Annotated in this window: 9 protein-coding genes; 2 read left to right on the top strand and 7 right to left on the bottom strand. The window is 36.2% G+C overall.

Annotated elements, in window-relative coordinates:
* Window positions 1–9 precede the first annotated feature (9 nt).
* The 5 genes from AC1RNE_RS14545 to AC1RNE_RS14525 all read right to left on the bottom strand — a co-directional run bounded on the left by AC1RNE_RS14545 (window position 10) and on the right by AC1RNE_RS14525 (window position 6810).
* Window positions 10–3363, bottom strand: a complete 3354-nt coding sequence (locus AC1RNE_RS14545) for a TonB-dependent receptor (RefSeq protein ID WP_492801758.1) — start codon at window positions 3361–3363, stop codon at window positions 10–12.
* A gap of 157 nt (window positions 3364–3520) precedes the next feature.
* Entirely contained in the window at window positions 3521–4639 is a 1119-nt protein-coding gene (locus AC1RNE_RS14540; protein ID WP_492801756.1) for a FecR family protein, read from the bottom strand.
* A 199-nt stretch (window positions 4640–4838) separates the two neighbouring features.
* Complete coding sequence (locus AC1RNE_RS14535; RefSeq protein WP_492801754.1) at window positions 4839–5432, bottom strand: RNA polymerase sigma factor; 594 nt, start codon at window positions 5430–5432, stop codon at window positions 4839–4841.
* 120 nt (window positions 5433–5552) lie between these two features.
* The gene (locus tag AC1RNE_RS14530; protein ID WP_492801752.1) at window positions 5553–6068 is read right to left on the bottom strand and encodes a DinB family protein; all 516 of its coding nucleotides are present in this window, start codon (window positions 6066–6068) and stop codon (window positions 5553–5555) included.
* A gap of 88 nt (window positions 6069–6156) precedes the next feature.
* Window positions 6157–6810, bottom strand: coding sequence for a pyridoxamine 5'-phosphate oxidase family protein (locus tag AC1RNE_RS14525; protein ID WP_492801751.1), 654 nt, complete (start codon window positions 6808–6810; stop codon window positions 6157–6159).
* Window positions 6811–6905: 95 nt separating this feature from the next.
* Here AC1RNE_RS14525 and pdxR point away from each other — a divergent pair, with 95 nt between their 5' ends.
* Together pdxR and AC1RNE_RS14515 are read left to right on the top strand one after the other, a co-directional pair.
* Entirely contained in the window at window positions 6906–8354 is a 1449-nt protein-coding gene (gene pdxR, locus AC1RNE_RS14520; RefSeq protein ID WP_492801749.1) for a MocR-like pyridoxine biosynthesis transcription factor PdxR, read from the top strand.
* A gap of 121 nt (window positions 8355–8475) precedes the next feature.
* Window positions 8476–9996: a serine hydrolase domain-containing protein gene (locus tag AC1RNE_RS14515; RefSeq protein ID WP_492801748.1), complete on the top strand. Its 1521-nt coding sequence runs from the start codon at window positions 8476–8478 to the stop codon at window positions 9994–9996.
* Between the two features lie 248 nt (window positions 9997–10244).
* On the opposite strand, the gene AC1RNE_RS14510 is transcribed toward AC1RNE_RS14515, so the two are convergent.
* Both AC1RNE_RS14510 and AC1RNE_RS14505 read right to left on the bottom strand, forming a co-directional pair.
* A complete protein-coding gene (locus AC1RNE_RS14510; protein WP_492801746.1) occupies window positions 10245–10721 on the bottom strand; it encodes a DUF4293 domain-containing protein in 477 nt (158 codons plus the stop codon).
* Between the two features lie 70 nt (window positions 10722–10791).
* Window positions 10792–11682 carry a hypothetical protein gene (locus AC1RNE_RS14505; RefSeq protein WP_492801744.1) on the bottom strand — a complete coding sequence of 297 codons (891 nt, stop codon included), beginning with the start codon at window positions 11680–11682 and terminating at the stop codon, window positions 10792–10794.
* Between the last annotated feature and the right edge of the window lie 70 nt (window positions 11683–11752).

Raw genomic sequence — 11752 nt, 5'->3', positions numbered from 1 at the left:
TAATGTCTTCTAAAATTTAAAGTTTACTCCTGCATTCCAGATTCTAAATTGTGGGTAATCCCACCCTCTACCACTTGCATTTTCAGGGTCATAATTTTTTATCTTCGACCACGTAGCTATATTATTGGCATTAATATAAATGCGCATCCCTTTGATAAATTTTTGCTTTAATTTCTCTACTGGAAGATTATACGCCAATTCTATATTTTTAAGACGTATATACGAGGCATCTTTCATCCAAAATGAAGATTCACTATGGTTAAGGTTACTCACATCAATTAGTACACGTGGCTCACTGGCATTAGGATTTGTTGGAGTCCATCGGTCTAAATTAGCTTTCAAAGCACCAGCCCCCACGAAGAATGGCCATGCTCCTTCTCCTGCATAATATTGATTTACATTCGTAGCTCCTTGGAATAGGAATGAAAACTCAAAGTTTTTGTATTGTACGTTACCGTTATACCCAAAAATAATTTCTGGCGTATTAGACTTCCCTATTGGTACTCTGTCTAGGTCATTTATTTTGCCATCTTTGTTGATGTCTTCAAAACGAATATCACCTGGCGCAGTCTTCCCTATTTGGGTTGGTGCATTATCAACTTCTTGTTGTGTTTGGAATAAGCCAATAGCTCTAAGACCAAATTGTGTATTAAGCGGCTGACCTGTTCTTTTGATATTTGGGTTTTCAGAATCAGCTTCATCAATGAAAATAATTTTGTTTTTCACAAAAGTGAAGTTTCCACTCATCGAATAATGTAAATCTTTGTTTACTCTATTCTTATGCCCCACGGTTATTTCAATACCTCCGTTATTAACTTTTGCTAAGTTTTCAATAGGCAATCCAATACCCAAAAGACCAGGAACTGAAAGGTTTCTATCTGCTAAAATGTCACTTCTTTTATCAAAGAAATAGTCAACACTTGTTGTCAATTTACCTTTCCAAAAGGTTCCGTCAACACCAATATTAAGTTTTTTAACAGTTTCCCACGTTACATCTGGATTAGATAAACGACCTTCATCAATACCTGGTTGTACGCTTCCATTACCAAAAACGGCTGAGCTATTGACATAATAAGACTGTAGATAAAGGAATCTTTGGCTACCCAAACGGTCGTTTCCTAAAATCCCGTAAGAACCACGAATTTTCAGGTAATCAATCGTAGAAGATTCTTTCAAGAATGACTCTTGTGATATTACATACCCTAGCGAAACTGAAGGGAAAAAGCCCCAACGTTTTCCTTTAGCAAACTGCTCTGAACCATCGGCTCTAAAGCTACCTTCAATCGTATATTTATCGTCATAAGACCAGTTAAATCTACCAACAATCCCTTGTCTACCACTACTTCCTGAATATCCACTATTATTGCGGTTGGCGGCTGCACCAAAATTCAATTCATCTATTCCTAAATTATATCCATCTCTAGATGCCCATAATGAATTCCATGATTGTTCTGTTTGTGTATATAATAATAACCCTGATAACGCACTCAATCCAATCGTCTTTTTATAGTTCAAATGTGCTTCAAGTGTTATCGATTGGTCATCATAATTTCGTTGTTCCAACAAACTAGCGCCCTTCGCTCCTTCTACAAAAGTTCCGTCCGTGTTTCTACTATAAAATGGAATTTTAGTAAAAGTCCAGTTTTTGTCTCCTGTAAAAGTTTTGTCATAAGCAGCAATACCTTTTATTGATAAGCCCGATATAAATGGCAATTGTTGTTCTAATTCTATTCTACCTCTAAACGATTGTATTCCTGTTTTTCTATAACCATTGTCTGGCAAGGTTAAATAAGACGGGCCATTAGAATACTGTCCGTTCGACCATTGTATGGGTGCTCTATTAGGTGGCGTTCCAGACATCCAACGAAATACCTCTGTTGATGCCACATTATTAGTTTTTTCATCTCTCCCAGAAATATCAAAAGATAGCTTAGTAGTACTGGTAACATTAGCATCAATATTAGTCCTGAAATTGTATCTATTGAATACGTTTGAAGGAATAATACCCTCTTGTTTTAAATAACCAAAGGAAGTAGCATAGCGTATTTTATCCGACCCACCTGTAGCAGATAGATTGTAACTACGCATCAAAGCACTTTTTTTCAATACAGAAAACCAATCGGAATCTGGATGCGTATCAGGACTTGAATGCGTGCGGTACTTTTGTAAATCGTCTTCAGTATAAAGTGGAGATTTTCCTTCATTAGCTAAGGCTTCATTATATAATGATGCAAATTCGTATGAATTCAAGAATTGAGGATTTCTGGTTCTTTCTTGTACGCCAATGTTAGAAGAAAAATTGATTTGCATTTTTCCTTCTGCACCTCTTTTGGTAGTCACAAGAATTACACCGTTACCCGCACGAATCCCAAAAACAGCAGCACTTGCGGCATCTTTCAAGATGGAGAAAGACTGTATTTCACTAGAATTTAATTGGGCAAAGTCGCTAGAAGAACGCACAATTCCATCAATAACAAAGATTGGCGAAGCATCTCCTGTAGTACCAATCCCTCTGATATAAATATTAGAAGCATCTTTGCCCGGCTCCCCCGACCGCTGTGTAGCAATGAGCCCTGCGGTTTGTCCAACTAATGAATTACTAAGGTTTGGAGAAGGGTTCTGACTTATTTCTTTGGGGGTTACGACAGATACTGCGCCAGAAATTTCACTTTTCTTTTGCGTACCATAACCTACTACGATTACTTCATCAAGATTGCCAATATCTGCCTTTAAAACTACATTCAATGAAGATTGCTTGCCAACAACCACCTCTGTTTTCAAATATCCCACAGAAGTAAATACCAAAACGGCTTGTTCGTTCGGGATTGATAACCTAAACTTTCCGTTTGGGTCCGTAGTAGTTCCTCGGCTTGTTCCTTTTATTAAAATACTTACTCCAACAAGCGCTTCCCCCTTATCATCAGTCACAGTACCCGTTATTACCTCCTCAATTTTTTCGGACTCTTGGGTGGTACTGATTTTGTTTTCTGAGGGGACTTCGTTTTTTCTTTTTAAAAGAATTTGCTGTCCAGATACTTCATAATTAATACTTAATGGAGATAAAAAGTCAGTCAAAACCTCAGAAAGTGGTTTTCCTTCTGCATCAATTGAAACCTTTCTTTTGGATTCAATCAACTCGGGACTATACATAAAATTGATTCCTACTAACTTTTCAATTTTTTGTAAAACATCCTCTACTTCATTCTTTTTCAAATGGAGCGTCACTTTCTTGTTCAACAAATCTTGAGCTTTAGTATCATGAGCAAATGAGAAGCTCATGCACAAAACAGATAAAGCGATTTGCAGTAAACTGATTTTCATGATTTTTCGTAAAATTTGATACGATGGCAACTTTTTTTTCATACTTTTGAATAATTTGTTAGTTGGAAAGAATTGGCAAAGGAATCCCCTCATCCATTTCTGGATGTTTGTGTCGAAGCAAAGCGAAGGGGACATTCTAGGTGAATGATGCGTCAACATCGTTCACCTTTTTTATTGATTATGTAGTACTCATGTTAAATTACTTGCAAGGTTTACCAGAAATAATAATTTGTCCGTCTAAAACCTCATAACTAGCTTCTGTAATCGAACAAATCCATTTTAGTTTTTCAAAAAGAGGTTCATCACCCAGTTTTGCCGTAATGCTGCATTTAGACATTACTTCTTCGTCGTAAACAATATCCACACCATACGATTTTTCAAGGATGCTAAATACTTCTGAAATAGGGGTTGCATTAAATTCAAACTTCTGGTTTTCAATCGGTAATGTTAATATCACAGGATTATCCACAATGGCTTTCACTAACCTAATTTCCTGACGTTGGTAGATTGCCTGTTGGTTAGCCGTTAAAACCATCCCCGTTAATTCTCTATTATTTTTAAGCTGTGAAGCACTTTCATCATGCTGAGTAAAAACAGATACTTTCCCCGTTTTTACAATTACCCGAATGTCTTTATCTTTTCCAAAAGCCTTTATGGTAAAGCTTGTTCCTAGTACCTTGGTAATCAATTCATTGGCATATACAAAAAATGGACGTTCAGGATTTTTGGCTACTTCAAAAAAGGCTTCACCAACTAGATATACCTCTCTTTTGTTATTATTAAAAGCTTTCTGATAGCTCAATCGGCTATTTTTTTGTAGCACAATGGAGCTTCCATCAGGCAACTGTACTAACTTACTTTTTTCTCCATCATTAATCACCTCTACAAGTTCACTATTCGCCTTTGCATCAGAGGTTTGTTTTTGATAGAGGGCATATTCTTGTTTTGCTTCATTCTTATTCAAGAAAAACCAACTCACACCTATCAATAAGATAACAGAGGCCGCTACGGTCCAATATCTTCTCCAAAGCGGAACCACTTCGGTTATTTCTACTTCTTCTTCTGGTAAATGCTCTTGTTTTTTAGCTTCGGTGAGTGCTTTCTGAATCTGAGAGTCGATATACTGATCTTCCAAATCAACAACTTCTCCTTGAATCGACAATAAGAAATCTCGGGCATGTTCTACAAGTTCCTTTCTATCTATATCTGCTGCTATCCAAGATGTCCAGTAAGCACCATCTTGTGAATTTCTATCAAATACCCAAGTCCTGAAACTTGGATTTTCCAATAGCTCTTGAAATTCTTTATTAGTTATCATAAAATGCTTGAAATAGCTGTTCTAATGCTAACATCCCAAAAGGAGTCATCGGATACTCACAAAAAAGACAATTTTTTAATAAAATTATACAAATCTCTTTTTTGGCTTCGTATTTTACTAATTATCAAGCCTTTCGGTTTGATAAAAACCAATTTTAAAATGCTAATAAGGGAGATATAATGAGAGAGGAGGTAAAATATTAGAAAGCAAACCAGCAGAATAGCAATAACACAAGTTCCCAGTTTTCGCGAATAGTAGCCAAAGCTCTTTGAATAGTATTACTGACAGACTGTGGTTTTATTTGGAGCAATTGAGCGATTTCCTCCACCCGAAGGTCTTGGTAAAATCGAAGGTACAGGATTTCGCGTTGTCTTTCTGGCAACTGTTTTAACGAAGAAGATACTTTGCTATTGATACTATTAGAGGATTCTTCTGCGATAAAAGAGATTTCAGAAGAATCCTCTACATGAATATCGTTAAAATCATCTTCTAAAGGAACGGCCTTGAAAAGTTGTAATGTTTTGAAAAGTTGGTTTCTGAAAGCCCTTAATAAATAAAACTTTACAGATTCTACTTCATTAAGAGAAGCACGACGAACCCATAATTTTATCAACAAGTCTTGAATGGCATCTTCAATAATTTGATTGTTGGATGTAAACTTTCTGCCATAATGCACCAACGTTTTATAATATTGCTTAGATAATTGCGTAAAAGCCACTTCGTCACCTGCTCTGAAATGATTCCAGAGCAATTGTTCTTGCGATAGTTGTGTACTTTTAATGGGATTGGTCATTTTTCAAGCAATATTTACACGAAATAACCAACAATATCTAAAAATAACAATACTTTATGTTATTCTCTATCCATTTATCTTAGCCAGCGTATGGTATATTAAAGCTAAAAATCATTTCCTTTATAAATATCGCTCATCAATAATTTGCAAATGATGCGTACAATGCCCTAAAATAGCATAGCCCATACCTCGTACAGAAATAGTAAAACTGCTAGCTACGCCTCTTTCTTCAAGCATTTTTTCATTAAAACTTTTGAATAAAGTAATGGTAGCTTTACGGACAGCCGTAAATTCTTCTAGTAAATCTTGAATCGTTCGTTGCCCAGCATTGGATGTATCACCATACAATACTTCATCATAGCCAGCCAAAGGAGTATTATCGTGACGGGCAAAGCGTAAAGCACGGTAAGCAAAAATTCTTTCTGTATCAATCACGTGGCCTACCACTTCTTTGATAGTCCATTTGTTAGGCTGATATTGATAATTTAATGTTGCTTCATCCAATGAAAGCATTTTTTGAATCAGTATTTCTTGGTTGTCTTCTAGGCCTTTTAGTAATTCAACGGTATTTACTTTGTTGATATAATTACTAAAAAGACCAAAATTTTCTTCGGGTGATGGAGGTAGGATTTGCATGAGTTTTATAATTGTGAGTTAGTGAATTGTGAATGAGTGATTATTATTTCTATAGACTAAAATAATTAATCACTAACTCACAACTCACTCATTTACTAACTAATTTACTAACATATTCCGGCACAGGTATATCAAATTGCATTTTTGGATCTGGAATAGGGTTTTGTGCCTGTAATTTCAAAGGTAAAACGCCCGCCCAAACGGGAAAATCATAATCTTCCTCATCATCATTAGGTGGTCCTGTTCTTGTTTTTGCTGAAGCTTCTTCTAAAGGAAACGAGATAACCATTGTTTTCTGCATTTCACTTTTAGTGGGTAGACGAACATTATCCCAACGCTCTGCAATAAATTGTTCTGTAATGGCTTCTAGTGCATTCCACCGCTCGGTTTCGTCTGTAACCACTGTCCCTGGGGCAAACATAATCACAGAGCGATAATTGACTGAGTGACTAAAAGCTGACCTCGCTAATACTAGTCCATCAATCAAAGATACACTAATACAAACGGTTCTGCCATCGGCAATAGCACGCATAAAATGACTGCCCACTGAACCATGAATGTATAATGTATTGCCGATACGACCATAGCCTGTCGGAATACACATGGGTATTTCTCTTTCGACATAAGAAACATGGCAGAAAAGCCCTTCATCTAAAATACTATGGATAGTTTCTTCAGTATAATCGCCTTTTTTTGCTGCACGACTAATTTTTGTTCTTTCGGTAATTGGTAATGTTGCCATATTTTTAATTGGGGTTTTCTGTCAAGATTATTTACAAATTTCTATCTTTACTGGATTAGTTTAGTACTCCACAATTTTACATACAAGTAGTCCAGATGGAAATTCCTTATAAAACCTTGCTTGACATCAGGAAGGATGCTTCTTTGCCTGTTTATGTACAAATAGCCAATGAAATCATCAAGAATATCCAATCGGGTATTCTGAAAAAAGGTACAAAATTGTTGAGTTCCCGACAAATGGCAGAGCTTCTGGCTCTACATCGTAAAACTGTTGTGGCAGCCTACGATGAATTGTATTCGCAGGGTTGGATTGAGGTATTGCCTAAAAAAGGAACCTTCATTGCCCAACATCTACCCAATGTAAAGCCCATTTTATTATCACAAAAAGACTTTCAGGAAGAAGGCAAAGACAACTTTTCAATGGATTTTCCTAAGAATGTCCACGTAAAAATTCCTATTGTTATTACACAAAGACTAGCCTTTAATGATGGACTACCTGATGTACGCTTAGCACCTAGAGACGAATTAGCTCGTTTGTATGCTCATTATATTAAGTTTGGTGAACCTTCAGTACTTAATTATTCCTCTGTGTATGGTACATGGCGACTTCGTGAAACTTTTTCAAAAGTGTTGAATGAAACACGGGGTATGAATACATCACCTGAACAGATTATTACTACTAGAGGAAGCCAGATGGCTATTTATTTAGTTGGCTTAGCATTATTTGAAAAAGGTGATGAAGTAATTGTGGGTGCTTTAAATTATCCAGCAACCAATATGACTTTTGCCACGTTAGGAGCAAAAATTAATACTATTCCTATTGATGAAGACGGAATCATGGTGGATGCCATTGAAGAGATTTGCCTCAAAAAACCCATTAAAGCAATTTACGTTACTTCACATCATTACCATCCTACTACGGTGACGCTTACACCCGAACGAAGGATTAAACTATTGGCTTTGGCAGAAAAGTATCGTTTTTATATTATTGAGGATGACTATGATTATGACTTCCATTATGCCAATCGACCAGTATTGCCTTTAGCAAGTGCCGACCGACATGGTTTGGTCGTGTATATTGGTTCGTTTACTAAAAAAATTGCGCCTACTTTTCGGGTGGGTTATGTCGTAGCAAATCAAGAAATCATTCAAGAACTCGCCAAGCTTAGGCGTATTATAGACCGACAAGGTGATACCATTCTGGAATTATCGTTAGCAGATATGTTGGAAAACGGGACGCTAAAACGCCATGCCGCAAAAGTGTTGAAAATCTATAAAGAACGACGAGACTTTACTTGTGATTTATTGAAAAAGGAATTGGGGAATGTTATCGACTTTAAAATTCCTGATGGCGGTATGGCTATCTGGACAAAGTTTGACAACAGTATTTCTTTAATAGACCTTGCTAAAAAAGTGGCTAAAAATGGACTTTATATCTCAGATGGGTCAGCATATCCGTCTGAGAATGCTTGTAGAATAGGTTTTGCTTCCATGAATTTTAAAGAAACCGAAGACGCTGTGAAGATTTTGAAAAATGCTATTTGAATAGCTATTCACTGTCGTCAAATATTTGTTAATTAATTTCATTTTTATACGGTATATTATCTAATAATTTAAGTATTTTGGTTTATTCTTTTCACATCATACTCACAAACTCAACAAACAGATGATTTATAAAAAACTACTATCTCTCTGCCTTTTTCTTTGTTTATTATCTAGCTACCCAATAAAGGCGCAAAATGAAGACGAACGCTTAAAAAATATTAAAGCTAGCTTACCTCAAATCGACCAAATTTTTAAAGCTTATGCTGAAAAAAACCATTATCCTGCTTTTACGTATGGCTTAGTGGTAGATGGCAAATTAATACATTCGGGTGCTGTGGGCTATAGCAATCTTGATAAAAAAACACCCGCTTCCATACAGTCAGATTTTAGAATTGCCAGCATGTCGAAAAGCTTTACGGCTATGGCTATTTTGAAATTAAGGGATGAAGGCAAACTAAAGTTGGATAATCCTGCGTATTTGTACATCCCTGAGTTAAAAGGGCAACATTTGTTGACGAAAGATGCTCCAGACATTACTGTCCGTAATTTGTTAACGCATTCGGCAGGTTTTCCTGAAGATAATCCTTGGGGCGATCGTCAGTTGGCTATCAGCGATGAAGCCATGCTAAAAATGTTCAAAAAGGGAATTACGTTCTCTAATAACCCAAGTACCGCTTATGAATACAGTAACATGGGTTTTGCGATGTTGGGATATATCATCAAAAAAGTTTCTGGACAGTCGTATCAACAATACATCAACGAGAATATTTTAAAGCCTTTAGGAATGAACAATACCTATTGGGAATACAGCAAAGTGCCCGCAGAACAATTGGCACATGGTTACCGTTGGTTAAACGAACAATGGGTAGAACAACCATTATTACACGACGGTGCTTATGGGGCAATGGGCGGAATGATTACAACCATAGAAGACTTTAGTAAATATGTAGCTTTTCATCAATCTGTGTGGCCAGCTAGCGACGGTATTGAAAAAGGGCCTGTAAAAAGAAGTTCCGTTCGAGAAATGCAACAACCTTGGCAGTTTATTGGCATAAACCAAAATTATAAATATCCTACAGGTCGTAAGGTGGCTATGGCAAGTGCTTATGGATATGGTTTAGGGCAGTCTACAGATGCCGAAGGCAGGCGTTCGGTTGGGCATAGTGGAGGTTTACCGGGCTTTGGTAGTAACTGGCGCATCTTACAAGATTATGGCATTGGCGTAATTTCATTTAGTAATCTTACTTATGCCAACGCTGGTTATTTTAATATACAAGTATTGGATACTTTAGTAGCGTTAGCTAAACTAAAACCTAAGCCAATTCCTGTTTCGCCTATTCTGAAACAACGAATTAATGAGCTAACAGCACTGTTGCCTACTTGGAAAAATGCTGAAACGAGTGGCATTTTTGCAGAGAACTTCTTCCTTGATTATTTCGTGCCAAGCTTGCAGAAAGAAGCAACACCTATTTTTGAAAATGCAGGAAAGATTGTAGGAATAAAAGAAATTAAGCCAGAGAATAACCTGAGAGGTACTTTTGTATTAGAAGGCGAAAAAGCCAATATTGAAATTAGCTTTACCCTGACGCCAGAGAACCCTGCTTTAATACAGGAATATCATATTAAGTCAGTGGCGAAGTAAGTTTTTACCCGCTGATTTTGCTGATTAAAAACGCTGATTTTCGCAGACATATACTATCTCCGAAAATCAGCGATAAAAATCTCTGTAAATCTGCGGGTAAGGAAAAGATAAAATTTATAGTAAAAAATTGATTTTATATTTACCCACTGATTTGGCAGATAAAAAACGCTGATTTTCACAGAACATATACTATCTGCGAAAATCAGCGATAAAAATCTCTGTAAATCTGCGGGTAAAATATTTAAAACCTATCTCATTCTATCAGAAGATTTCACTAACATTTCATCCCTACGAATAAAACGATTAGCAATCATGTTGGCTAACATCGCTACTACTGACGCTACAAAACCAGCACCGTAATTTCCTTGTACTTCTGGCTCAAACATAGGTACGCCTACTTTAAATACTTCATAAAAAGTAATCCCCAGCGTTATGGCAATCAATAGCGAATTGATTAAACCTAACGTCATCTGCAATACCCTTTTTTTGTATTGTGTAATTGAAAAAATCGCAATCGAAACAACGATAATTGCTAAAATACCAATAGCAGCAGTACTAGCTGTGCTGATACAAGCATTCTCTTTCCAATGTTCAAGGTTAAAAGCAGTTAACACTACCCTTTCATTCAACAAAGCACTATTTTTTTCCCAGATAGGTAAAACTGTTACTGATGCCATTGCTACGGCAACGACAAGTAATAATAAGGTCTGAATTCTTTGAAGCATCTCTTTATGTAATTCGTAAATTTTAAATTTGATAAGGCAAAGTTCTAAAACTTTACGAATGTACGCAAGATTACAATTTCAAATCCGCATTTTTATAATATTCATACTCTACTCGGAGGAAAGGAATTGGCTTCTGATTTTCAAATTTTACCCAATCAGCCATGATTAATCGATTTTTGGCATCATAAAATAATTGTTGACGACGCACCAATGCATTTTTCCAATAAACACTTAGTTCAGTAAGTTTACCTATGTTATTATACACGGGGAATAATCTTTCAGTATGCCACATTGACGAGGAGGCATAATTTTGATTGAGGTCGTCTACGTCTAAAACCTGTGGAATTTTACTATTGCTATTAACATAATTCAGCGTTACCTTTTTTACTACTGTCCCGTTATTATTTTTTAATTTTCGTCTTTCAATGCGATTATAAATATCAGCGGTTTCTTGCCAACGAGATGACTTATCGCTTATCAGAAAATCAAAATCATAGTTCAAAATATTGTCTTCAAAATAATTAATTAGTTCTTTGCTCTGATTAGGCTTAATCGTTCCGTCAATATCAAATTGAATATCACCACTGCCTTTGTTGTTATTAATAGGCACTACTCTGATAGTTTTTAAAAAAGCCACGGTAGAATCAATACTTGCCATATTTTTTTTATACTTCGCTCCAACGCTTATCAAATGTCCCCTATCATAGTTCAGGATAATTACCGCATCAGCCCCTACAGACTGTGCTTTTTGCTTGAGCTGTACGATGGCATCGTTATAATCATTGCCATCGGTTTCAATCATCAATGTTTTAAAATAAGGTTCTGTGATGGGCAATTCATGCAAGAAAAAAATATCTACCTCGTGTGTATGAGGCAAGGTCGGGATTTTGGTAAAGACATTCTGAGCAGTAATCTTTCCTCCTAAAATCATCAAAACCAGTATAGCGATTAGTCTTTTCATATTTTATAAAGCTTTAGTTTTAAGCAAGACAAATGATACACTAAAAACCCCTAATTGATACTATTATTAT

The organism is Arcicella sp. GW822-FHT02H01 (genome assembly GCF_058802005.1).
The sequence above is the reverse complement of the archived record's forward strand: the minus strand, read 5'-3'. Positions and strand labels throughout refer to the sequence as shown.